The organism is Variovorax sp. MSC1_012 (assembly GCF_023667525.1).
In the GTDB taxonomy this organism is placed as follows: Bacteria; Pseudomonadota; Gammaproteobacteria; order Burkholderiales; family Burkholderiaceae_C; genus Variovorax; species Variovorax beijingensis_B.
Genome location: NZ_CM174443.1, coordinates 173,993 through 197,174, shown reverse-complemented (window position 1 = coordinate 197,174; position 23,182 = coordinate 173,993). Strand labels below are relative to the sequence as shown.

General features: G+C 67.7%; 26 protein-coding genes. 12 read left to right on the top strand and 14 right to left on the bottom strand.

Annotated elements, in window-relative coordinates:
- Positions 1 to 21 precede the first annotated feature (21 nt).
- A complete protein-coding gene (locus L1081_RS01020; RefSeq protein ID WP_489414782.1) occupies positions 22 to 894 on the bottom strand; it encodes an NAD(P)-binding domain-containing protein in 873 nt (290 codons plus the stop codon).
- A gap of 126 nt (positions 895 to 1,020) precedes the next feature.
- On the opposite strand from L1081_RS01020, the gene L1081_RS01015 reads away from it, so the two are divergent.
- Entirely contained in the window at positions 1,021 to 1,353 is a 333-nt protein-coding gene (locus tag L1081_RS01015; RefSeq protein ID WP_337314755.1) for a winged helix-turn-helix transcriptional regulator, read from the top strand.
- Between the two features lie 30 nt (positions 1,354 to 1,383).
- Here L1081_RS01015 and L1081_RS01010 read toward each other — a convergent pair whose 3' ends face one another.
- Together L1081_RS01010 and L1081_RS01005 are read right to left on the bottom strand one after the other, a co-directional pair.
- A complete protein-coding gene (locus L1081_RS01010; protein ID WP_489414781.1) occupies positions 1,384 to 1,782 on the bottom strand; it encodes an OsmC family protein in 399 nt (132 codons plus the stop codon).
- Between the two features lie 55 nt (positions 1,783 to 1,837).
- Entirely contained in the window at positions 1,838 to 2,305 is a 468-nt protein-coding gene (locus L1081_RS01005; RefSeq protein ID WP_015866742.1) for an Lrp/AsnC ligand binding domain-containing protein, read from the bottom strand.
- A 129-nt stretch (positions 2,306 to 2,434) separates the two neighbouring features.
- Between L1081_RS01005 and L1081_RS01000 the strand changes: the two genes are divergently transcribed.
- On the top strand, positions 2,435 to 3,736 hold the full coding sequence (locus L1081_RS01000; RefSeq protein WP_489414780.1) for a D-amino acid dehydrogenase: 1,302 nt from the start codon (positions 2,435 to 2,437) through the stop codon (positions 3,734 to 3,736).
- Positions 3,737 to 3,748: 12 nt separating this feature from the next.
- Here the strand turns inward: L1081_RS01000 and L1081_RS00995 are convergent, their stop codons facing one another.
- Positions 3,749 to 4,831, bottom strand: a complete 1,083-nt coding sequence (locus L1081_RS00995) for a Rieske 2Fe-2S domain-containing protein (RefSeq protein WP_489414779.1) — start codon at positions 4,829 to 4,831, stop codon at positions 3,749 to 3,751.
- Between the two features lie 296 nt (positions 4,832 to 5,127).
- On the opposite strand from L1081_RS00995, the gene L1081_RS00990 reads away from it, so the two are divergent.
- The 3 genes from L1081_RS00990 (at position 5,128) to L1081_RS00980 (ending at position 7,642) form a co-directional block, all read left to right on the top strand.
- On the top strand, positions 5,128 to 6,156 hold the full coding sequence (locus L1081_RS00990) for an ABC transporter substrate-binding protein (protein ID WP_489414778.1): 1,029 nt from the start codon (positions 5,128 to 5,130) through the stop codon (positions 6,154 to 6,156).
- Entirely contained in the window at positions 6,153 to 6,677 is a 525-nt protein-coding gene (locus L1081_RS00985; protein ID WP_489414777.1) for a deaminase, read from the top strand. The genes L1081_RS00990 and L1081_RS00985 overlap by 4 nt, the downstream gene beginning before the upstream one ends.
- Positions 6,678 to 6,811: 134 nt before the next feature.
- Positions 6,812 to 7,642, top strand: a complete 831-nt coding sequence (locus L1081_RS00980) for an urease accessory protein UreD (protein WP_489414776.1) — start codon at positions 6,812 to 6,814, stop codon at positions 7,640 to 7,642.
- A 4-nt stretch (positions 7,643 to 7,646) separates the two neighbouring features.
- On the opposite strand, the gene L1081_RS00975 is transcribed toward L1081_RS00980, so the two are convergent.
- Positions 7,647 to 8,525 (bottom strand): LysR substrate-binding domain-containing protein, encoded by an 879-nt coding sequence (locus L1081_RS00975; RefSeq protein ID WP_489414775.1) that lies wholly within the window; start codon positions 8,523 to 8,525, stop codon positions 7,647 to 7,649.
- Positions 8,526 to 8,631: 106 nt separating this feature from the next.
- On the opposite strand from L1081_RS00975, the gene L1081_RS00970 reads away from it, so the two are divergent.
- The 4 genes from L1081_RS00970 (at position 8,632) to metC (ending at position 13,207) form a co-directional block, all read left to right on the top strand.
- The gene (locus L1081_RS00970; RefSeq protein WP_489414774.1) at positions 8,632 to 9,222 is read left to right on the top strand and encodes a mercaptosuccinate dioxygenase; all 591 of its coding nucleotides are present in this window, start codon (positions 8,632 to 8,634) and stop codon (positions 9,220 to 9,222) included.
- Between the two features lie 90 nt (positions 9,223 to 9,312).
- Positions 9,313 to 10,899, top strand: coding sequence for a rhodanese-like domain-containing protein (locus tag L1081_RS00965; RefSeq protein ID WP_489414773.1), 1,587 nt, complete (start codon positions 9,313 to 9,315; stop codon positions 10,897 to 10,899).
- 59 nt (positions 10,900 to 10,958) lie between these two features.
- The gene (locus L1081_RS00960; protein WP_489414772.1) at positions 10,959 to 11,969 is read left to right on the top strand and encodes a tripartite tricarboxylate transporter substrate-binding protein; all 1,011 of its coding nucleotides are present in this window, start codon (positions 10,959 to 10,961) and stop codon (positions 11,967 to 11,969) included.
- A 35-nt stretch (positions 11,970 to 12,004) separates the two neighbouring features.
- A complete protein-coding gene (metC, locus tag L1081_RS00955) occupies positions 12,005 to 13,207 on the top strand; it encodes a cystathionine beta-lyase (protein ID WP_489414771.1) in 1,203 nt (400 codons plus the stop codon).
- A 22-nt stretch (positions 13,208 to 13,229) separates the two neighbouring features.
- On the opposite strand, the gene L1081_RS00950 is transcribed toward metC, so the two are convergent.
- From L1081_RS00950 to L1081_RS00910, 9 genes are all read right to left on the bottom strand, one after another.
- Positions 13,230 to 14,066: an alpha/beta fold hydrolase gene (locus L1081_RS00950; protein ID WP_489414770.1), complete on the bottom strand. Its 837-nt coding sequence runs from the start codon at positions 14,064 to 14,066 to the stop codon at positions 13,230 to 13,232.
- Positions 14,067 to 14,080: 14 nt separating this feature from the next.
- Positions 14,081 to 14,410: a DUF1161 domain-containing protein gene (locus L1081_RS00945; protein WP_489414769.1), complete on the bottom strand. Its 330-nt coding sequence runs from the start codon at positions 14,408 to 14,410 to the stop codon at positions 14,081 to 14,083.
- Positions 14,411 to 14,535: 125 nt separating this feature from the next.
- Positions 14,536 to 14,955 (bottom strand): sel1 repeat family protein, encoded by a 420-nt coding sequence (locus L1081_RS00940; RefSeq protein ID WP_489414768.1) that lies wholly within the window; start codon positions 14,953 to 14,955, stop codon positions 14,536 to 14,538.
- Between the two features lie 157 nt (positions 14,956 to 15,112).
- Positions 15,113 to 15,319, bottom strand: a complete 207-nt coding sequence (locus tag L1081_RS00935; protein WP_307657088.1) for a YbdD/YjiX family protein — start codon at positions 15,317 to 15,319, stop codon at positions 15,113 to 15,115.
- A 12-nt stretch (positions 15,320 to 15,331) separates the two neighbouring features.
- Positions 15,332 to 17,398: a carbon starvation CstA family protein gene (locus L1081_RS00930; RefSeq protein WP_489414767.1), complete on the bottom strand. Its 2,067-nt coding sequence runs from the start codon at positions 17,396 to 17,398 to the stop codon at positions 15,332 to 15,334.
- Positions 17,399 to 17,530: 132 nt separating this feature from the next.
- Positions 17,531 to 17,935, bottom strand: a complete 405-nt coding sequence (locus L1081_RS00925) for a hypothetical protein (RefSeq protein WP_489414766.1) — start codon at positions 17,933 to 17,935, stop codon at positions 17,531 to 17,533.
- Positions 17,936 to 18,070: 135 nt separating this feature from the next.
- On the bottom strand, positions 18,071 to 18,592 hold the full coding sequence (locus L1081_RS00920) for an NlpC/P60 family protein (RefSeq protein WP_489414765.1): 522 nt from the start codon (positions 18,590 to 18,592) through the stop codon (positions 18,071 to 18,073).
- Between the two features lie 92 nt (positions 18,593 to 18,684).
- Positions 18,685 to 19,053, bottom strand: a complete 369-nt coding sequence (locus L1081_RS00915; protein ID WP_489414764.1) for a DsrE family protein — start codon at positions 19,051 to 19,053, stop codon at positions 18,685 to 18,687.
- 73 nt (positions 19,054 to 19,126) lie between these two features.
- Entirely contained in the window at positions 19,127 to 20,077 is a 951-nt protein-coding gene (locus L1081_RS00910) for an IS110 family transposase (protein WP_209503614.1), read from the bottom strand.
- Positions 20,078 to 20,307: 230 nt separating this feature from the next.
- Here L1081_RS00910 and L1081_RS00905 point away from each other — a divergent pair, with 230 nt between their 5' ends.
- The 3 genes from L1081_RS00905 to L1081_RS00895 all read left to right on the top strand — a co-directional run bounded on the left by L1081_RS00905 (position 20,308) and on the right by L1081_RS00895 (position 23,147).
- Positions 20,308 to 21,321, top strand: coding sequence for a cupin domain-containing protein (locus L1081_RS00905; protein ID WP_489414763.1), 1,014 nt, complete (start codon positions 20,308 to 20,310; stop codon positions 21,319 to 21,321).
- Between the two features lie 75 nt (positions 21,322 to 21,396).
- Positions 21,397 to 21,957 (top strand): hypothetical protein, encoded by a 561-nt coding sequence (locus tag L1081_RS00900; RefSeq protein WP_489414762.1) that lies wholly within the window; start codon positions 21,397 to 21,399, stop codon positions 21,955 to 21,957.
- Positions 21,954 to 23,147 carry a PrsW family glutamic-type intramembrane protease gene (locus tag L1081_RS00895; RefSeq protein WP_489414761.1) on the top strand — a complete coding sequence of 398 codons (1,194 nt, stop codon included), beginning with the start codon at positions 21,954 to 21,956 and terminating at the stop codon, positions 23,145 to 23,147. The genes L1081_RS00900 and L1081_RS00895 overlap by 4 nt, the downstream gene beginning before the upstream one ends.
- Positions 23,148 to 23,182 lie beyond the last annotated feature (35 nt).

Here is a 23,182-nt window from a genome sequence, read left to right as displayed (position 1 = left end):
TTTTAGCCTCTCACAGGCCCTTCAGCGGCGCAGCAGCTTGATCAGCGCGGCGAGTTCCTCTCCGCCCAGTCCCGCCGCATCGGCGCGCTGGAACAACCCTGCCGCGAACGTCGGAAACTCTGTATTGATGCCCGCCTGCTGCGCGGTCTGGAGGATGCGCTGGGTCGCTTCCACCGAAATGCGCATCGGGCTTTGCGATATCGCGAAGTTGCCCGACTGGATGACGCCGCCTTCGTGCTGCAGGAACCCGGCGAAGGTGGGCATGATGCCCGCCACGATGCGGCCGTATTCCGCCACGTCGAAGCCTTCGTGCTCGGCCACGCGTGCGCCATGCAAGAAGCCGAGCATCGTGCCGTAGATGGTCGACAGCGTGGCCAGGTCCATGGCCGCGGCGGCGCTCGACTTTTCGCCCAGGTACACGATGCCGCCGCCGAGCACGCCGAGCAACAGCTCGGCCGCGCGAAACACCTGCTGTGCGCCCGACACGAGAATGGGCGTGTCGGGCTGTCCCATCTGGTCCGGCGCGGCCTGTATGGCGCCTTCGAGGTAGGTCGCGCCCTGGCGGTGCGCCCATGCTTCGGCATTGCGCGCGTCCTGCGGACTGCCGGTGGTGAGCTGCACCAGCAGACGGCCATCCATCGCCGCGGCCACGCCCTCCGCGCCAAGAATCGCATCGGCCGCCCGGTAGTCGTACACGCACATCAGGGCCACGGGGCTTGCGCGCAAGGCATCGGCGGCACTGCGCGCGAGCACCGCGCCCCGGCTCACCAGCGCGGAGGCCTTGTCCGCCGTGCGGTTCCACACCGTGACCTTGTAGCCCTTGTCGAGGTAGAGCCGCGCGATGGTCATGCCCATCGATCCCAGGCCCAGTACGGTGATTTCCTTGTTGCTCATGCCAGTCGTCCGCAAGTTGTGAAGAGGTCTGCATCGTAGGAATTGCACTCTCCAATGGTCAAGTACCTACAATAAAGTAAGGTACTTACCAGAACGTATGTATTGAACCAGCAAGGGCAAGAACGGATGAAAGCCAAAAAGCCGTACAACTGCGGCATCGGCCCCGCGTTCGAGGTCATCGGCGGCAAGTGGAAAGCCGTGATCCTGTGGGAGCTTCATGCGCAGCCGCGCCGTTTCGGCGAGCTGAAGCGACTCTTGCCGGACATCAGCGAGAAGATGCTGATCCAGCAGCTGCGTGAACTGGAGGCGGACGGCATCGTGCACCGCGAGGTGTTCCACGAAGTGCCGCCGCGGGTGGAGTATTCAGAGACGAAGCTCGGCGCATCGCTCAATGCGGCGCTCGGGCCTCTGGCCGATTGGGGCGACCGCTATGCCAAGCGCGCGGGCGCTGCGCGCTGAGCGGCATCAAATGCCGCCTGCCCGGGCCGATCAAGCCCAGCCGGTCTCGATCTCGGTCTTCACCTCGGTCATGAGCCGGTGCACCGGGCACTTGCCGGCCACGCGCAGCAGTTCGTCGCGCTGCGCCTCGGTCAGTTCGCCGGTTACGCGCAGGCTCGACTTCAGCCGGTAGACGCCCTTGCGCTCCTCGCTGTCGTCGCGGTCGACGATCACTTCGATGTCTTCCACGGGCATGCCCTTGCGGCGCGCGTAGAGCAGCACGGTGAGCGCCTTGCAGGCGGCCAGCGATGCGTCGTACAGGTCGTGCGGCTGCGGGCCCGCATCGCTGCCGCCGCCGGCCGGCGAGGCATCGATGGGAATCTCGTGGCTGCGGATCTTGAGGATGTGACGCGTGCCCGAAATGCCGTCGCGCCGGACCGTGATGCTCATGCCGATGTCCTTGTGAGGTGTGGATGCCGGGCGCGATGGTAGCCCGCCACCCGCTTCAGCGGTCGACCGCGAGCATCAGCGTTTCCTTGATTTCCTCCATCACCACGTAGCTGTGCGATTCGGCCGCCACGGGCAGCTTCTTGAGGATGTCGCCCAGGAGGTGCCGGTACTCGCTCATGCCGCTCAGGCGCGCCTTCACCAGGTAGTCGAAGCTGCCCGAGACCAGGTGGCACTCGAGCACCTCGGGCATGTGCAGCAGCTCCTTGCGCACCTTGTCGAACACCTCGCCCGACTTGGCCGAAAGCTTGATCTCCACGAACACCAGCAGCGTCTTGCCCAGCGCCTCGGGCGACACATGCGCGTGGTAGCCGCTGATGACGCCCTCGCGCTCCATGCGCTTCACGCGCTCGGCGCAGGGCGATGCCGACAGGCCAATGCGCTCGGCCAGCTCGGTCATGGAAATGCGGCCCTGGCGCTGCAGCAGGTCGAGGATCTTGCGGTCGATACGGTCGAGTTCGGGCATTTCACTCCGCGGCTGGCAATTGGCAGTCTCACTGCAGTGAATTTCACCGCAAAACACCAAAAAACAATCAAATCCACTGCATTGTGCACTTTAGATTCCATGCATTCACCTTCATTCACGTAAATACCCATGAAAGTCATCGTTCTCGGCGGCGGCGTGATCGGCACCACCACGGCCTACTACCTCGCGCGCTCCGGCGCCGACGTGACGCTGCTCGACCGGCAGGCCGGCCCCGCGGAGGAAACCAGCTTCGGCAACGCCGGACAGGTGTCGCCAGGCTACTCGACGCCATGGGCCGCGCCCGGCATTCCGCTGAAGGCCATCAAGTGGATGTTCCAGAAGCACGCGCCGCTGTCGATCCGCCCCGACGGCACGCTGTTTCAGCTGCGCTGGATGGCCGCCATGCTGCGCAACTGCTCGCCCGAACGCTACGCGGTCAACAAGGAACGCATGATGCGCGTCGCCGAATACAGCCGCGGCTGCCTGCAGCAGCTGCGCGCGGAAACCGGCCTTCACTACGAGCATCGCACCGGCGGCACGCTGCAGCTGTTCCGCACCCAGGCGCAGCTCGACGCGGTGCAGCGCGACATCGCGGTGCTCGAGGAATGCGGCGTGCCCTACGAACTGCTCGACCGCGATGCGCTCGCACGCGTGGAGCCCGCGCTGGCCGGCGCGCGCGACCGGCTCGCGGGCGGCCTGCGCCTGCCGAACGACGAAACCGGCGACTGCCATCTTTTCACGCGCGGCCTGGCCGACATCGCGCGCGGCCTGGGCGTGGACTTCCGCTTCGGCCAGCCGGTCGAAGGCCTCGAGATGACGGGCGACCGCATCACGGGCGTGCGCACCAGCGCCGGCAAGATCCTCACGGCCGACCGCTACGTGATGGCCTTCGGCAGCTACTCGCGCGCCGCCATCGCATCGCTGGGGCTGGACATTCCGGTGTACCCCGTCAAGGGCTACTCGCTCACGGTGCCGCTGGTCGATGAATCGCTGGCACCGCAATCGACCGTGCTCGACGAGACTTACAAGGTGGCCGTGACGCGCTTCGACAACCGCATCCGCGTGGGCGGCATGGCCGAGCTCGGCGGCTTCGACCTGCGCCTGAACCCGCACCGCCGCGCCACGCTCGAGAAGGTGGTGAGCGACCTGTTCCCGGGCGGCGACCTGCCGCGCGCCACCTTCTGGACCGGCCTGCGCCCGATGACGCCCGACAGCACGCCCATCGTCGGCGCCACGCGCTATGCGAACCTGTTCCTCAACACCGGCCACGGCACGCTCGGCTGGACCATGGCCTGCGGCTCGGGCAAGCTGATCTCCGACCTCGTCACCGGACAGCGTCCGGAGATCCGCACCGATGGCCTGGCGATGGACCGCTACGAATCCGGCTCATCGCACGCGGCGCGCCCGAACCCGGCAACGGCTCACGCCTGAGGCAGCGGCCGGTCAGGCGGCCTTCGCGATCGGAATCGTCCCGCTGGCCATGCCGCGGTAGACCTCCGCCTCGCCATGCTTCGCCAGCAGCTGCATCAGGTGCTTGCGGATCAGCATGCCAGGCCGGTCCGATTCCATCGAATACTCGACGCCGCGCCGCCGCGTGTCGACCAGCGCGTCGGGGTCGGTCGATTCGAGGATGTCCTTGTCCTCGCGCGTGACCGCCTCGTCGAAGTCGATCAGCATCTGCGCCGTGCAGTCGGACTCGGTGTCGTTGCGGAACAGCCACTGGCACAGCTGCATGCGACCGTCGTCGATGGGCGTGAAGCAGTTGATGATGATGTGGCGCACGCCGCTCGGGTATTCGATGTCGAGCCGGCGCGAGAACGGCAGGAAGTAGGCGTTGCGCATGTGACGCGTGGTGATCGCATCGGTCACGCCGCTGATGGCATGGAACTTCACCGGGTTGGCCGCCTCGATGATGGTCTCCGCGTAGAAGCCGCCCTCGTTCTCCACCAGTTCGTACTTGCTCGGCTTCGGGCTCGCCGCCACGCCGAAGGTGGCGCGGTGCACGAAGCTGAAGTGCGAGTTGTCGAACGAGTTCTCGAGCGCGCGCATCGGGCTTGTCTGCCACTCTTCGTAGAACTGGAAGATCGTGCGGTAGCCCGGGTCGTCGAATTCCGGAATGGCGGGAATGTCGGCGATGGGCTCTTCCAGCGCCACCCAGGCGTAGCCATAGCGCGCGGTGCAGCGGTAGGCGGCGGTCTTGTATTCGGGCGAGATCTTGCGGTCGGCCTCGTACTGTGGAATGCGGATCACCTGCCCGCTGCGGTCGTAGGTCCAGCCGTGGTAGCCGCACTGGATGGCGCCCTGCCCGCAGGCCCGGCCTTCGGCATCGACGCACCAGCCTTTCGACAGCTTCGCAGTACGGTGGCAGCAGCGATCGCGCAATGCGGCAGGCTGGCCGCCGGTATCGAGGAAGAGAACGATGTCTTCGCCCAGCAGCCTGAAGGGCTTCGGGCCGCTGGCCAGTTCGGTAAGCGGCATGACGGCATGCCAGAACTTGCGGAAGACGGGTTGTTGGGTGACGAGCATGCGTGGACTCCTTCTGTTGTTGCGCGTGGGTACGAACGAACCTGAAAGAGCAATTTCCTGCCGCAAGGGCTGAACGCTTCTACTCTGCGCCACCTGCCATGCAAATTGCGCGCCTGCATTGTGGCTGGCGTCAGCCACGCATTCAAGCCCTGGCATGGCTCGTGCAACGACTCCCGCAAGAGTAGAAGCGTTCAGCAGCGCACGCACCACCTTTGTGCGCCCGCCCGGAAATTGCTCTTGAAGTGCCTTCCGCCCTGCGCGGAGGGATTCAAGACCCGAGGATTCCGAGGCCCCACATGCAACGTCGATTCTTTCTTGCGGCCAGTGCCGCCACCCTTGCCGCTCCCGCCGTCTTCGCCCAGGGCGGCGGCAAGCCGACCCCGCTCAAGTTCACGCTCGACTTCCGCATCAACGGCCAGACCGCGCCCTTCTTCCTCGCGCACAGCAAGGGCTACTACAAGGACGAAGGCCTGGACGTGACCATCGACACTGGCGCAGGCTCGGTCGCCTCGATCACGCGCATCGCGAGCGGCGTCTACCAGATGGGCCTGGGCGACATCAGCTCGCTGGTCGAGTTCAATGCGCAGAACCCCGGCACCCCGATGGTGCAGGCGGTGTACCAGTACTACAACCGCGCGCCCTTCGTGATCATCGGCCGCAAGGACCGCGGCATCACGGCCGACTTCAAGAGCCTCGCGGGCAAGAAGGTGGCGGCCGCGGCCGTCGAATCGACCCGCCGCGCATGGCCGATGGTGGCGCGCAAGCAGGGCATGCGCAGCGACGCCTTCCAGTGGCAGACCACCGACTTCAGCGCGCGCGACAACGTGATGGTGCGCGGCGACGTCGATGCCGCCACCTACTTTCACGACTCCGCCATTTCGCTCTTCGCGCGCATGAAGCCGGAAGAATTGTCGGTGCTCAAATATGCGGACGCGGGCGTCAACCTGTATGGCAATGCCATTCTCGCGAGCAGTAACCTGATCGCGCAGAACCCCAGGGTGGTCGCGGCCTTCCTGCGCGCGACCAACCGCGCCATCGCCGAGACCTTTGCCAACCCCGCGCCCAGCATCGCGGCCATGCGCCAGCGCGAACCCATTCTGGACGAAAGGATGGAGCTTGAACGCTGGAGTGTCACGGCGCAATATGTGAGTGCCGCGGACACGCGCAACCATGGCTTGGGCGACATCAACAAGCTCACGCTCGAGCAGCAGGTCGACGAGGTGGTCGACCTATTCGGCCTCAAGGTCAAGCCCTCGTCCGACGCCATCTTCAACACCTCGATGCTGCCATCGCGCACCGAACGCATGATTCCCAACAAGGCATGAACTTCAGCAAGAGCAACTCCATACTCCCCGAAGAAACCACGCTCGACGAACGCGACGGACGCTATCTGCGCAAGGCCATCGTCTGGTCGCATGCGGCGCGCCGCCGCGGCAACCGGCCCTTCGGATCGGTCATCGTCTCGGCCGCCGGCGAAGTGCTGGCCGAAGCCGGCAACAGCAACACCGAGACCGGCGACTGCACCGCGCATGCGGAGGTGAACGCCCTGCGCGCACTTGCGGGGCGCGGCCTCACGCGCGAGGAACTCGCCGGCGCCACCATCTATGCTTCGGGCGAACCCTGCGTGATGTGCGCGGGCGCGATCTTCTGGTCGAACATCGGCCGCGTGGTGTTCGGCATCGACGCCGAGCGGCTGCGCGTGTTCCGCGGCGAGCGGCAGGACCAGCGCGATGCCGAGCTGTCGTGCCGCGACGTGTTCCGCGCTTCGCCGCATCCGATCGAATGCATCGGGCCCGCGCTGCTCGATGAAGCGAGCGCTGCGCACGACGGCGCCTGGAACGCTTAGGCTCGCCCCCAGGCTCCGCGCACTTCGTGTCGCTTCTCCCTCCCCCTACCGGGGGCAACACCAGCGGCCCGGCGAAGCCGGTTCCGCGGTGTTTCGCGCGAAGACGGGCGATAGCGGGCGAATAGACTTGCTGGATGTCCTGGCACGCCCACCTTCATCTCGACTACCGACAGGAAGCCGCCCGCAGCGTCGCGCGCTTTCGCCATGACGGGCCGCTGCGCATTCTCCAAAGCCTCTATCCCGAGGGCGATGCGATCTGCCATAACGTGCTGGTGCATCCGCCGGGCGGGCTGGTGGGCGGCGACACGCTGGACATCGACATCGAGGCGGCCGACGCAAGCCATGGCCTGATCACCACGCCGGGCGCGTCGCGCTTCTACCGCTCCGAAGGCGAGCTGGCGCTGCAGCGCACGCGCATCCGGCTTGCCAAGGGCGCGCGGCTCGAGTGGCTGCCGCTGGAGGCCATCTGCTACAGCGGCTGCCGCGCCGAGAACCGGCTCACCATCGAAGCCGAGCCCGGCGCCGAGATGATCGGCTGGGACGTGACGGCCCTCGGGTTGCCGAATGCCAACCAGCCGTTCGAGCGCGGCACCTACCTGCAGCACATCGAAGTGCCCGGCGTCTGGCTGGAGCGCGGGCGCATCGACGCGGCCGACCAGCGGCTGCTGCAAAGCCCGTTGGGCTTCGGCGGGCATCGCTGCATCGCGTCGCTGTTCTTCGTGTCGGGCACGCCGGCCGCGCGGGCGCGGCGCGAGGCGCTGCTTGCGCTCGCGCGCACCGCCATCGATGCACACGGGCTACAGGAAAGCGCCGGCGCGACCAGTCCGCATGTGGAGATCGTCGTGCTGCGCGTGCTGGCGCCGGTGGTCGAGCCCGCGATGCAGCTGCTGCGGCAGGTGTGGCAGGCCTGGCGCGCCGAGCTGTGGCAATTGCCGGCGAGTTCGCCGCGCATCTGGGCGACCTAGCGTTTCAAGCCGGCATGTCGGTGCGCGGCAGCCGCAGGTGCTTCTTCAAGGTCTCGAACACCTGCCGCGTGACCGGGTTCACCACGTGGCTGCGCACGTACAGGTAGTACGCCAGGTCGGGCAGGCGCGGCATGCCGTCGCCCGCGCCCAGCACGCGCAGGCCCGCGTCGAGCTGCTCCACGCCGCGCGCCGTCACGCCGAGGCCGGCGCGCAGCGCGGCCTTGATGCCGATCAGGCTCGACGAGGTGTAGCGCGGCGTCCAGGCCACGCCTGCGGCGTCGAGCGCCTCGTGGCCGATGCGGCGGAAGATGCTCGGGCCGTCGGCCATGATCAGCGGCACCGGCTTGGCCGGGTCATGCACGTAGCTGGCCGCGCACAGCCACACGGTGGGCGAGTTGCGCAGCACCACGCCCTCGAACTGCGATTGCGCATCGGCGCGGTTCGAGATGATCATGTCGACCTCGCCGCTCTTGAGCGAAGTCATCAGGTAGGGGCTGCGGCCGATGTGGATGTCCAGCTGCAGCAGCGGCGAGGTGCGCGCCACTTCAGTGAGCAGCAGCGGCAGCATGGTCTCGGCCACGTCGTGCGGAGCGCCGATGCGCAGGTTGCCTTCGAGTTCGCCCTGTCGGAGGCTGCGCAGCGCCTCGTCGTTGAGCGCGAGCAGGTGGTGCGCATAGGTCAGCAGCCGCTCGCCATGCTCGGTGAGCCGCTTCTGCCGGCCCTGCTTGGCGAAGAGCGCATGGCCCACCTGCTCTTCGAGCCGCTGCATCTGTTGCGTGACGGCCGACTGCGTGCGGCCCAGGTGCACGGCCGCCGCCGCAAAGCTGTGGTGGCTGACGACGGCCGCGAAGGAGCGCAGCAGTTCAAGATCGAGCGTGGGCATACATTAATTTTATTGATGTATTTCTTGCGCGGGATGGATTGTCGTGTCACGCCCCGGTCACTACAGTGAATGCGACCACGACAAGCATCCCCACTGGAGAATCTGCATGAGCGCCCTGTCCGACCAACGCCGCGAGGCGGTTGCCGCGTCCATCGACCGAATGAAGAAAGCCATCGGCGGCGCTGAACCAACCCGCGAAAAGCTCGGTGCGGTGCTCGACGCGCTGCAAGGGCTGGCCGCGCGCACCGACTACTGGGGCGCCGCCGACTTTCCGGCGCCCGAGGCCGGCGAGCACCAGGCCCGCTACCTGATTGCCGAGGACCCGGACCAGAGCTATGCGCTCTACCTCAACGTGATGCGGCCGGGCAAGAAGATCGTGCCGCACAACCACACCACCTGGGCCTGCATTGCCGCGGTGGAAGGCACCGAGCACAACCGCGTGTACGAGCGGCGCGACGACGGCTCGGTGCCGGGCGTCGGCAAGCTCGAGGAAACCGCGCTGGTCGTGGTCACGCCAGGCAAGGGCATCGCGCTGATGCCCGAGGACATCCACTCGGTCGAAATCCAGGGCGAGCAGGTCATCCGGCACCTGCACATGTACGGCCGCGCGCTCGAAACGCTGAACCAGCGCACCGCGTACGACCTGGAAGCCGGCACGTACCAGACGATGGGCATCGGCGTGCAGACGCGCCGCTAGGCCCCTCTTCTTTCAACCTCGTCTTCGTTCATGCGGACCGTGCAGCGCACGGCCCCGCAGGACCGCGTTCGTCCCAACGGCTTGCTTCCCATGACCTCTTTCATCGACCCGAAGACCCTCAAATCCTGGCTGCACGACGGCGGCGAGATCGCGCTGCTCGACGTGCGCGAGCACGGACAGTACGGCGAGGCGCACCTGTTCTACGGCATCCCGCTGCCCTTCAGCCGGCTCGAGCTCGATGCGCCGCGCCTCGTGCCGCGCCGCAGCGTGCGCGTGGTCGCGTATGACGGCGGCGACGGCGACGTGGCCGAGCGCGCCGCCCGCCGCCTCGCCGTGCTGGGCTACACCGGCGTGCATGTGCTGCAGGGCGGCACGCGCGCCTGGAAGGCCGCGGGCCATGCGCTCTTCGCGGGCGTCAACCTGCCTTCGAAGACTTTCGGCGAGCTGGCCGAAGAGGCCTATCACACGCCGCGCGTGAGCGCCGACCAGCTGGCCGAAATGCTGGCGCGCAAGGAGAAGGTGGTGGTGCTCGACGGCCGGCCGGTGAGCGAGTTCCACAAGATGAACATCCCCACGGCCACCTGCTGCCCCAACGGCGAGCTGGCCTACCGCGTGCGCCGGCTGGTACCCGACACCACCACGCCCATCGTCATCAATTGCGCGGGCCGCACGCGCAGCATCATCGGCGCGCAGACGCTCATCAACCTGGGCCTGCCCAACCCGGTCTATGCGCTGGAGAACGGCACGCAGGGCTGGTACCTGAACGACCACGCGCTGGAGCACGGCGGCACGCGGCGCTATGCGGACGACAGTGGCAACGCCGACCTGCGGCCGGCCGCCAAGGCACTGGCCGAGCGCTTCGGCGTGCCGACAGTCACGGCGCAGACGGTGCAGCAGTGGGCCGGCGATGCCAGCCGCAGCCTGTTTCTCTGCGACGTGCGCACGCCGGAGGAATTCGCGGCCCGCACGCTGCCCGGCGCGCAGCACACGCCCGGCGGGCAGTTGATGCAGGCCGGCGACCAGTACTTCGGCGTGCGCGGCGCGCGGCTCGTGCTGTTCGACGACGACGGCGTGCGCGCGCCCACCGTCGCGCACTGGCTGCGGCAGATGGGCCACGATGCGAGCGTGCTCGAAGGCGGGCTAGCGAGTGGGCTGTCGCTCGCGCCTGCCGCAGCGCCCACCGCACCTGCGCTGGCGACGATCGATGCGAAGGCGCTGTCCACCCACCTCGCGCGGGGCGACGTGGCGCTGGTCGACCTGCGCCCGAGCATGCAGTTCCGCGCCGGCCATGTTCCAGGGGCGCGCTGGTCGATACGCCCGCGCCTGGCGCAGGACGTGATGAACGAAACGCGCCAGCTCGTGCTGGTGGCCGACGATGCTGCGCTCGCGGCCTGGGCTGCGGCGTCCGAACTGGCCGGCCTCTCGCCTGCCCCGCTGCTGCTCGAAGGCGGTATGGCCGCATGGCGCGATGCCGGCCTGCCGGTGCAGGCCACGCCCGCCCTGCCTGCCGATGCGGACTGCATCGACTACCTGTTCTTCGTGCACGACCGCCACGACGGCAACAAGGAAGCGGCGCGCCGCTACCTGGCCTGGGAGACCGGCCTGGTCGCGCAGCTCGACGCGCAGGAGCGCTCGGCCTTCAGGCTGCCGGCCGCTTCCGCCGCGCGGCACGCCTAGCTCCCCCGGTTTCGCTTTCTCCGTTCGTCGTTGTCAGTTCCTATTCCAGGAGTCCCGCCATGTCGTCTGCCCTTCGCATCCCGAGCCTTGCCCGCCTTTCCATCGCTGCCGCATGGCTCGCGGCCATGGCCCTGCAGCCTGCCTCGGCCCAGCCGCTGCCTGCGCGCAACGGCTTTCCTTCGCAAACGGTGAAGTTCGTCTCGCCTTTTCCCCCGGGCGGCGGCAACGACGCCACGGCCCGGCTGGTGACCACGCGGCTGCCGGAAATCATGGGCCAGGCCGCGGTGGTGGACAACCGCGGCGGCGCGGGCGGCAACATCGGCGCCAAGTCGGTGGCCGAGGCCAAGCCCGACGGCTACACCGTGCTGACCTCGCAGGTGTCGATCATGGCGGTGAACCCTTCGCTCTACTCGGCGCCCGGCTTCGACCCGATCAAGAACTTCACGCCGATCACGCAGATCAACGCGGCGCCGCTCGCGCTGGTGGTGGAAGCCAACTCGCCCTACAAGACCTTTGCCGACCTGGCCACGCGCGCCAAGGCCAGCCCCGGCAAGGTCACCTATGCCACGCCGGGCAACGGCACGCTCTCGCACCTGGTCGGCGTGGTGCTGCAGAAGGACAGCGGCGTGGACATGACGCACGTGCCCTACAAGGGCGCCGGCCCCGCGCTCACCGACCTGCTCGGCGGGCAGGTCGACGTGCTCGTGACCTCGACCTCGTCGGTCGCGGGCATGGTGCAGAACGGCAAGCTGCGCGTGCTGGCCGTCACCAGCCCGCGCCGCATCGGCGTGTTCGCCAAGGTGCCGACGCTCGAGGAACTGGGCTATGCCAATGCCCGCTTCGAGGACTGGTACGGCTTCTTCGCGCCGGCCGGCACGCCGCCCGAGCGCGTGGCCTACCTGAACGAAGCCATCGTGCGCACGCTGCGCCTGCCCGAGGTGACCAAGCTGGTGAACGACGGCGGCAGCGAGGTGGTGGCCAACACGCCCGAAGCCTTCGCCGCGCAGCTGCGCCAGGACATCGACCGCTGGTCGCGCATCGTCAAGCTTTCGGGCGCGAAGGCGGATTGACGCACCATAGAGGCCCGCGCCCGCTGGAACACACCATGTCCGATTCGCCCCAAGACACCGCTGGCCAGTCCCTCGACACCCGGCTCGTCCACACCGGCAAGGCCCCGGCCTACTTCGGCGGCTCGCCGGTCAACACGCCGCTGGTGCGCGCGAGCACCGTGCTGTTCGACAGCGTGGCCGCGATGCGCGAGACGCGCGCGCGGCGCGGCGAAGAGCGCGCCTTCAGCTACGGCGCGCGCGGCACGCCCACCACCTTCGCGCTCGAAGACGCGGTGAGCGAACTCGAAGGCGCCCACCGCACGCGCCTCTTTCCCACCGGCCTTGCCGCCATCGGCATGGTGCTGCTGTCGTACCTGAAGCCTGGCGACCATGTGCTGATGTCGGACAGCGTGTACGAGCCCGCGCGCAAGCTCGTGCATTCCTTCCTCGATCCCTATGGCATCCGCTGCACCTTCTTTGCCGCGGACGGCAGCGGCATCGAGGAACTGTTCGAGCCGAACACGAAGCTCGTGTATGCCGAATGCCCCGGTTCGCTGGTCTACGAGATGTGCGACCTGCTCCGGCTGGCCGAGCTGGCCCATGCGCGCGGCGCGCTCGTTGCCGCGGACAACACCTGGGGCTCGGGCGTTCAATACCGGCCGCTCGCGCTGGGCGCCGACATCTCGCTGATGGCCGCCACCAAGTACCTCTCGGGCCATTCCGACGTGATGATGGGCACCGTGGCCACCACGCGCGAAGCCTGGCAGCCGCTCAACGAGCGCTGCGACGCCTTCGGCATGACGGTGAGCCCCGACGATGCATGGCTGGTGCTGCGCGGCATGCGCACGCTGTCCGCGCGGCTGCAGATGCACGAGCGGCATGCGTTGGAGGTGGCGCACTGGCTGCAGGCGCGGGCCGAAGTGGCGGCCGTGTTCTGCCCCGCGCTGCCGCAGCATCGGGGCCACGCGCTCTGGAAGCGCGACTGCCGCGGCACCAACGGGCTCGTCTCGTTCGAGCTGCAGCCGGGCATCGGGAACGCCGCGGTCGAGCGCTTCGTCGATGCGCTGTCGCTGTTCGGCCGTGGCTCGTCCTGGGGCGGCTATGAAAGCCTGGTGGCCTGGGCCGACATGCGCGCGGCGCGCAGCGTGACCGACTGGAGCGCACGCGGCGCGGTCATCCGGCTGCACGTGGGGCTGGAGGCGCCTTCGGATCTGCTGCGCGATCTTGAAGGCGGCTTCACGGCCCTCGGCGCCGGCTGAAGGAAGGCCCCTGCGCAGCGGCTCAGGCGGCAATCGGCTCGGGAAGGATGGCCGTCAACGCAAAGTCGATCAGGTAGAGCCAGGTCGCTTCGATGCCCATGATGCTGTGGTGGTCCGAGGCGGGCACGGTCTGCACGCTGATGGGCGTGGGCCAGGCGGCGATGAGCTTCTGCGAGCGCTCGGGCAGCACCACGTCGTCGCGCTCGGCCAGCAGCACCTGGGTCTTGGCGGCCACTTCCTTGCAGTGCGTGAGCGAGTCGAAGCGGTGCCGCAGCAACAACGCCAGCGGAACGAGCGGAAAGCGCCTCTTGGCCACTTCGAGCATCGAGTCGTAGGGCGTGACCAGCTGCAGGCTCGAGAAGTCCTGCTGCGCCACCAGCTGGATGGCCACGCCCGTGCCGAGGCTGCGGCCGACCACGTGCAGGCGCGCCTGCGGAAAGGCCTTGCGCAGGTGGTTGGCAAACTGGATCGCATCCGCCACCGAGGCGATCTCGGAGGGATGCCCCTCGGAGTCGGCCACACCGCGGTAGTTGACGGCCGCAAATCCGAAGCCCTCCGGCAGCCAGTGCAGCGCCTGCGCGGTGGCGCGGACGTCTTCGCCCCGACCGGCAAAATAGATGAACAGGTCCTGCAGCGCGTCTTCGCCCTGCGGGTGATAGACATAGCCGCGCACCATGCCGCCCGGCACGGTGTGGGAGTAGGTGGAAAAGTCGTCGGACAGATGGACGACCGGAAGCTTCCTGGCGTTGAAGAGGATGTGCCCCTGCCGCGTGGCCAGCAGGGTCCAGTACGCCGCAATGCCGCCAATGGCGGCGGCCGAGGCCGAGAGTGCAATGCGAAAGGCTTTGGAAGATGACAAGGCTTGGCTCCTGCCTACTTCTTGCAGTCGCCGCCGACGGACACCGTGCCGTCCTTGCACTCCGTCAATATCTCTTCGTCGGCCGCGCCTGCACTCGGGCGCGCCGGCGCCGTACCGGCTGGCGTACCTTCTCGCTGGTAGACGATCTTCTTGCTTCCGAGATCGCAGCTGCCCACCACCTGTCCTGCCGCTTCTGCATTGGCGTCGACGGTGGTGACGGTGAAGCGCGTCACGCCGGCCCCGGCAATCTTCGCTTCGATCTGGGTGCGCAGGGCTTCGCAGTTTTCGGCGCCGTGGGCGGTGCCCGCCAAGGCAAGCGCCATGGGAATCAACCAGGGTTTCATGATGAGTCGGCCTCGCAGCGGAGGGATTGGCAAACGAAGAGTCTAGCCCTTCATTTTCCAGCGACGCATCCCGGCGCGCGATGCGGTAACCAGGCGTCACTGCCCGCACAGTCAGGGGCGCAGGCTCAGTCGCAAGCGTTCCTGCCGGCCGGGGACTGGCGCAGCCTGTTGAGAAAGGCGAGCTGGACCCGGGCCGTATCGCTGCCCTGCGCGGCGGCGCGCAGCATCCAGCGGCGCGCCTCGCAGCGGTCGGCCTTGATGGCGGAGCCGTACAGCGTCGACCCCGCCAGCAGCACCATGCCCAGCATCTCCTGCGCCTCGGCGTTGTCCTCGGCCGCCGCTTGCCGAAGCTGTTCGAGCATCGAGCGGTAGTCGCGTGCGGCCTGCGCTTCCAGCGCCAGCTGGAAGCGCTGCTCGGCATGCAGCACGACGCCCGCGTCGGGCGGCTGGGCCGCGGAAAGCGCCGCCGCGAGACACAGGGCGGCCGACAGGCCGATGCGCCAGCGCAGCGACCCGCTTGCGATTTGATTCAATTCGGATGCCATCGATGTTCTCCACCACTCAGTGCATGGAGGCCATCGTGGCAGCAAGTGCCGGCCCAAAGAAACTGGAATTGACGCAGCCAGGCTCAGCCGGCGCCTGAGCCCTTGCCTGTCTTCGGAATCTGCGGTCGTGCGGCAGGCATGCAGCCGCCACCGTCCTTCAGCAGCAGCGCCCCTTGCCTCCGCCGTAGCGCGCCTCCAGCCGCTCGCGGAAGAAGGCCTCGTAGCTCATCGGCGGCTGGTCCGGGTGCGTGGCCGCCATGTGGGTCAGGTAGGCGTCGTAGTCGGGCAGCCCGACCATGAGCCGCAGCGACTGCTTGAGCGAGCGCGCGAAGTAGCGCCCGGCTTCCGGCAATGCGAGAGCCATGGCACCCGCTGCTCAGCGCGCCGCCGAGGTGGCGAGCGGTTCGAACGGCGTCTCTTGCGCGGTCGGCCGGTGGGCCGCGCGTGCCGCGAGGCAGGCCTTGATGCTGTACACCAGCACGCTCAGCACCACGAACATGAAGAGCGCGCACAGCGCCGCGTCGAGCCGGTCGTTGAAGACGATGCGCGACATGGCCTCGGGCGTTTTCGCCGGCGCCACCAGCACGCCGTTGGCCAGGCCTTCGGTGTACTTGGCCGCGTGCGAGAGAAAGCCGATCTTCGGGTCGGGCGAGAAGATCTTCTGCCAGCCGGCCGTGAGCGTGCAGGCCAAGAGCCACGCGGCCGGCGCAATGGCCACCCATGCGTAGCGCTCGCGCTTCATGCGGAACAGCACCACCACGCCCAGCAGCAGCGCCACCGCGGCCAGCATCTGGTTGGAGATGCCGAACAGCGGCCACAGCGTGTTGATGCCGCCCAGCGGATCGACCACGCCCTGGTAGAGGAAGTAGCCCCAGGCCGCCACGCACAGCGCCGTGGCAAACAGGTTGGCCGGCAGCGAGTCGGTGCGCTTGAGCGCAGGCACGAAGCTGCCCAGAAGGTCCTGCAGCATGAAGCGGCCCGCGCGGGTGCCGGCGTCCACGGCCGTGAGGATGAAAAGCGCCTCGAACAGGATCGCGAAGTGGTACCAGAAGGCCATCATGGCCTGCCCGCCGATCACCTGGTGGAGGATGTGGGCCATGCCCACGGCCAGCGTGGGCGCACCGCCCGCGCGGCCGAGGATGGTGCTTTCGCCCACGTCCTTGGCGGTTTGCACGAGCATCTCGGGCGTGACCACGAAGCCCCAGCTCGAGATGGTCTGCGCCGCCTGCTGGGCGGTGCTGCCCACCAGCGCGGCCGGGCTGTTCATTGCAAAGTAGATGCCGGGCTCGATGCATGAAGCCGCCACCAGCGCCATCACCGCCACGAAGGATTCGGCCAGCATGCCGCCATAGCCGATGAAGCGCGCATGGCGCTCGTTGTCGAGCATCTTGGGCGTGGTGCCCGAGGAGATCAGCGCATGGAAGCCCGACACCGCGCCGCACGCGATGGTGATGAACAGGAACGGGAACATGCTGCCCGACCACACCGGTCCACCGCCCTGCGCAAACTGCGTGAGCGCGGGCATCTGCAGCGTGGGCATGACGAACACGATGCCCAGCGCCAGCGCGATGATGGTGCCGATCTTCAGGAAGGTCGACAGGTAGTCGCGCGGCGCCAGCAGCAGCCACACCGGCAGGCTCGCGGCCACGAAGCCGTAGCCCACGAGCATCCAGGTGAGCGCCTTGCCGTCGAAGGTGAAGAGCGGCGCCCACGCGGGGTTCTGGCTCACGGCCTGGCCGCCGAAGATGGCGAGCATCAGCAGCACGAAGCCGATCAGCGACACCTCGCCAATGCGCCCCGGCCGGATGAAGCGCAGGTACACGCCCATGAAGAGCGCCACCGGAATGGTGGCCGCCACGGTGAAGGTGCCCCACGGCGATTCGGCCAGCGCCTTCACCACGATCAGCGCCAGCACCGCGAGGATGATGATCATGATCATGAAGGTGCCGAACAGCGCGATCATGCCGGGCACCGTGCCCATCTCCTGCTTGACGAGGTCGCCGAGCGAGCGGCCGTCGCGCCGCGTGGAAATGAACAGGATGATGAAGTCCTGCACAGCGCCCGCGAACACCACGCCCGCCAGCACCCACAGCAGCCCGGGCAGGTAGCCCATCTGCGCCGCGAGCACCGGGCCCACCAGCGGACCGGCGCCCGCAATGGCCGCGAAGTGGTGGCCGAACAGCACGTTCTTGTCGGTGGGCACGTAGTCCAGGCCGTCGTTGTGGCGGTGCGCCGGCGTCTTGCGGTTGCCGTCCAGTCCCAGCACTTTCTCGGCGATGAACAGGCTGTAGTAGCGGTAGGCGATCAGGTAGGTGCAGACCGCGGCGGTCACCACCCACAGGGCGTTGACGCTTTCACCGCGCGTGAGGGCCACGGTGCCCAGCGCGAATGCGCCGGCCACGGCCACGACGAGCCACACCAGGTGGCGGCGGATGCTGTGCATGGGAATGTCTCCTGGGAATGAACCCGGGAGTTTTGCCGCAGGGGCGCGCGGGCGCATCCGTCGGACCGCGCGACCGGCGTGCGTGGCTTTGCGTAATGGAAAACCCTGCCAGCGCTTGCTGGCGCCGTGGCCCTAACGCACCGTCGACATCACCGTCGCGCGGCAGCGGGGCTGGTCGCGCGGCGCCAACAGGTTGCAGTTGTCCAGCGCGCGCTGCTGCATGTCGCTGAGGCGGGGCTGCTCGCCGGGCGGCGGGCCGTCCCACTGGCGGTAGGCCGGCGGCGGAGGCGGCTGCTCGGCCCAGCGCTCGCGGCGCTCGTATTCGCGCCGCTGCTCGCGTTCGTAGGCGCGCTGCTCGCGGCGGTCGTAGCGCTCCTCGCGATCGCGCTGGATGCGCCACATGCAGGTGTTGAAGTCGACGCCGGAGCGGCCGCTGGCGCAGTAGCGGCGGTCGTTCTCGTAAGGATCGCCGCGCTGCGCGAACGCCGGGAGGATGGTGGCAATGCCCAGGACGGCCAGGGCTAGGATTTTTTTCATGGGGGACCTCTCCGAGCTTCGGTGATACCGGCACAGCATGCCATACCGGCCAGGCCGTCCCAAGGCAGGCATCCCCGTAGAACCAACGGCAACACCCGTGCGTTGAGTGGGATTGGGCCGCGTTTCTCTTCGAGGCTAAAGCCGGCGCGCCTGAATCGGCTGGCGCGACCAGTAGACGCCGTCCAGCCGGTCGAGCCGCACCTCGCCGCCCGTCGAAGGCGCATGCACGAACTGCCCGGCTCCCACGTAGATGCCCGCATGCGACGGCGTGGACGCGCCGAAGAGCACCAGGTCGCCCGAACGCAGTTCGGACGTGGGCACGGGACGGCCGAAGCCGGCCATGCGCGCCACGGTGCGCGGCGTGGCCTGGCCCGTGCTGTTCCTGTACACGTAGCCGATGAGCCCGCTGCAATCGAAGCCGCCCTCCGGCGTGTTGCCGCCATAGCGGTACGGCGTGCCGACCAGGCCCAGCGCATGAATCGCGACGCCGCTCGATTGCTCGGCCGTGAGCACGGGAGGCGGCCCGTAGCCGGCCACGGGCTGCGGCGGCCGCGGGCCTGCGCAGCCCAGCACCAGCAGGCAGGCGCCTATGGGCAGCAGCCGAAGAAGCAGCAGCGGCATGCGGGAACGTGGCGTGGGTGCATAGGCATGGGGCATGTGGCGTGGCGGTCTTGTGGACGTGGCCAGACTCTAACGCGGTTGCCCCGCGGACGGCATCCACCGGCGGCCCCGGACCGCCGCGGCGCGCTTCAGAAACTCAAGGTTGCAGCGCCCCGCTTGATCAGCTCGTGCATCACGCTCGAACCCGCGATGACGACACCCTCCAGCAGGTTCTCCTGCGTGTAGCCGCGGCTCTTCACGCAGGGCGTGCAGGCCCAGAGCGTGCCGCCGCGGCCGAGAAAGTCGCGCAGCATGTCCGCCAGCGGCTCCAGCGGCTTGACATGCGTCGTGTCGGACGCGCCGCGCCGCACAAGGTCGACGCCCGCGCTGGTCAGAAAAATGGAAACCTTCAGGCCCGAAGTCATGCCGCCCAGGGCGATGACCAGCCCGACGGAGGACAATTCGTGGTCGATTCCATGCGTAATCACAACAACCAGATCGCGTGCGTCGGTGTTCATTGCTGCCTCCGTTGGATGATGAATGGGCGAGGCCAGCGTACGCTTCATGCAGCAACCATCTTGTATGACCAACTCAAGCTGCCACCGCAAAGTCGTCGCGCCAAGGTTGCCTGGTTCTGGCAATGGCGTTGAGGATGATGAGCAGCTTGTGCATGCATGCCACCAAGGCGACCTTCTTTGGCTTGCCTGCGGCCAGCAGGGCCGCATAGAAGGCCTTGAGCACGGGATTGAATCGCGTGCCTACCAAAGCGGCGACGTACAGCACGCGGCGCACGTCCGCGCGTCCACCGAAGATGTGACGCTGTCCGCGCAAGGTGCCCGAGTCGCGGTTGACTGGAGCCAGGCCCACCAGGGAAGTGATCTGCTTGCGGTTGAGCTTGCCCAGTTCGGGCAATTGCGCCAGCAGGGTGCTGGCCGTGGTCGGCCCCACCCCCTTGACCGAGGTCAGCAAACGCGCCAGGTCTGCGTGATGTGCGTGCACGTGCTCGCGCAGCTCGCCGTCCATGTCGTGAAGCTGGGCGGCAATGGCATCCATGATCGCCAGGATGCTGGCCTTGGCCTTCGGATGAGCCAGTGCAAGGCGTTGGCGTTCGGCCACGAGCATGGCCACCAGCTGGCGTCGGCGGGCCACCATGGCGGTGAGCTCACGCTGCTGCTCGTCGGCCAGCGCGCGTGGCTCATGGCCCTGGGCGTCCAGCAGTTCGGCGAATCCGCGAAGCATCTGCGCGTCGATTCGATCGGTCTTGGCCAGCTTGCCCATACAGCGCGCGAAGTCGCGCGCCTGTCGCGGGTTAATGACCGACACGCGCAGACCAGCGGCTGCCAGCGCGAGCGCCAGACCCTGCTCATGGCCACCGGTGGCCTCCAACAGGATCAGGCGAGGTGCCAGCGGCACGAGCACCTGACACAACTCGGCATGACCGGCCTCGTCGTTGCCCAGGTTCAAGGTCTGTGTCTCGCCACTGGCGGCCACCTCGAAGCTGGCCTTGGCGATGTCGATGCCTACGTAGACAGGTTCACTCATGACAGTTCTCCGGCTCCCAGCCTTATGAATACGAAATGTGTTCGATCAACCATTCGGGATGCAGCAGAACAAAGAGACCACCACCGCGCGCCCTGTGCTGTAGGTCGAGCTCGGGCTCGCAGGAGACCCAGGCTGCGCGGTGGCGAGTCAACCCGTTCACTGATCGACGTGCTTTGCAGCACCTCGAGCAATGAAGTTTGAACTATTCGAAAGATATAAGGAGACAGGCCATGACCGAAATGCCGGGAGTCTTGATCCAAACAGCGCCGGGCCCGGCGACCGACATGCTGTCGGACCTGCTGGAGAGCATGCACGTCACCGGCATGGTGTTGTTCCGCGCCGAATTCCGCGAGCCGTGGTCGGTGACCAGCGTCGACTCCGGCCAGCTGGCCGCAATGCTCTCGCTCGGTTCGAGCCGTGTGATTCCGTTCCACATCATCGGCTCGGGCGGCTGCCGGATCGACCTGCCCGATCGCGAGCAGCCGCTATGGCTGAACGGCGGCGACGCCGTGATGCTGCCCTACGGCGGCCTCCACCGCCTGAGCGGCCGGGACGCCACCGCGCCGGTGCACATCGGCCAGCTGCTGCCCCAGCTCCCGTGGGCCGGCATGCCGGTGGTCGAGCATGGCGGCGGCGGCGATTCCACCAGCGTCATCTGCGGCTTCATCCGCTGCGACGAGCTGCTGTTCCATCCCGTGCTGCGGCACCTGCCGGACGTGCTGTACATCAGCCCCGAGGCCACGCCGGCCGACCACTGGCTGGCAACCACGATCCGCCACACCGTGACGGAAGCCAGCCAGCCGCAGCCCGGCTGGCGGAGCATGCTGCCGCGGCTGACCGAGCTGATGTTCGTGGAGATCCTGCGCAAGCACATGCAGGGCCTGTCGGCGGACGAAGTGGGCTGGTTCGCGGCCTACAACGACGGCGTGGTCGGGCCGGCGCTGAGGCTGCTGCATGCGGCGCCGCTCGAGGACTGGAGCCTGGAGAGCCTGGCGCGCGGCGTGGGCGTGTCGCGCACGGTGCTGAGCGAGCGCTTCAGGCACTTTCTCGACCAGCCGCCGATGCAATACCTCGGACACTGGCGCCTGCAGCTGGCGGCAAAGCACCTGAAGAGCAGCGAGCTGCCGATCAAGACCATTGCCGATCATGCGAGGTACGAGTCGGAAGCGGCCTTCAGCCGCGCATTCAAGCGGCGCTTCGGCCTGCCGCCCGGGGACTGGCGAAGAAGACAGGCATTGCGCTGAGGCGCGCGTTCAAAAGACCGGCCTGATCCTCGCGGGACGCTCCAGCCCCGGCCGTTCGTATGGCACGATCACCGCATGCCCGAGCCATCCCGCCGCATACCGTACCGCACCTGGCCAGGCGCGCTCGCGGTGCTCCTTGCCATTGCCGCCTACGTGGGCGGCCTGAGCTTCTGGGACAGCCGCACGCCCGGCAGCCGGCCGCTCGCGGCGGGAGAAACGGTGTCCGTCGGCCATGCCAGGTTCGTTCCCGCGAGCGGATGGGAGATGGACGTGTCGCGCTCCAGGGCCGGCCAGTCGCTGATGCTGTTCAAGGGCGGCCACAAGTTCCTGGTGACCACGCATGCGTGGGCCGGTGGGCCCGACGGTCCGCTGATGCGCCAGCAAAGGCTCATGGAGCGCGGCCAGCGCCTGAACATCGATGGCGACGTGTCGGACTTCGTCACTTCGTGGGGACTGCAGGGCAAGACCTTTGCGTACTACGGGTCGAAGCTGGCCGGCCGCTTCTGGCAGGTGGTCGACCTGCAGCGCCGCTCGCTCGTGCAGATCGATTGCTACGGCGCCAGCGACGGCCTGAACGAGGCGATGGCCGATGCGCGCAGCATGCTGGAATCGATGGACCTGGAGGCACCGCAGTGAGCCCGCCCGCCTTCGAAGGCCAGCAGGACCGCGGCGACTGGCCGATCGGCACTGATTCGTTCTTCCAGCCGCAGCGCGCGGCCTTCTGGCTGCTGGCGGCGCTGATCCTCAACGGCCTGTTCTACACCGTCAGCATGTTCTCGATGGGTTTCCGTGTCGTCCCCGTCACGGCCCTGCTGGGCATTCTGGTGTGGGGCATCTACACGCTGCTTTTTCTTTTGGTCTTTCGCATGCTCGACCTGCTCGAGCAGCACCCGCCGGAAGCCTTCGTGCTGGCTTTTGCATGGGGCGGGCTCGGCGCCGTCTACTTTGCCGCGCCGGCCAACATCGCCATCCAGAGCCTGTGCGCCAAGCTGGTGTCGCCGGATTTCGTGGCGCTCTGGGGACCGGCCATCGCGGGCCCGGTCACCGAGGAGTTCCTGAAGATCGCCGGCGTCATCCTGCTGGTGCTGGTGGCGCGCAACCAGTTCCAGACTTACCTGTCGGTGCTGATCGTGGGTGCCATGGCGGGCCTGGGTTTCCAGGTGGTCGAGAACCTGAGCTACACCGTCAACGCCTCGATGCACTTTCCGCTCGAGAACCAGGTGTCTCCGGTGTTCATCAACCTGCTGACGCGCGGGCTGCTGAGCGGACTGTGGAGCCACGCGGCCTACACGACGATCGCGTCCTTCGGCGTTGCCTGGTTCCTGCTGCATCCGGAGCGTTCGCTGGCGGCGAGGATCGCCTGCGCCCTGCTGTGCTTCGCGCTCGCGTGGGCGATGCATTTCATCTGGAACTCCCCATGGCTCGAAGATCTCTTCGACGGCGGCTATGGCGACATGGCCGTGATGCTCGCCGTCAAGGGCGTTCCCGCGATGATCGCGGCCGGGCTCTTCTGGCGCGTTGCCGCACGCGAGAACGGCGCCTACCTGCATGCACTGGCCGCCTACTTCGTGCCGGAGCGCGAGCTGATCCGCGACGACGAGTGGATCCGCCTGGGTGCGCCCCTGCAGCGCTACAAGGTTCGCCGGGAGATGGGCTGGGCTTTCGGGCTGCGGGCAAGGCGCCTGAAGACACAGCTGCAGCGCGAGCAATTGCGGCTGATCCGCAAGGCCATGACCTACGGGCGCGGGGCGCAGACGCTGCGGCATGAAGTGGCGATCAGGCGCGTGCGGGCCGAACTCGATCCGCTCATTGCCACGCGCCCCTGAAGCAAGGGGCCCCACGCCTCGCGATCGATCCGTCC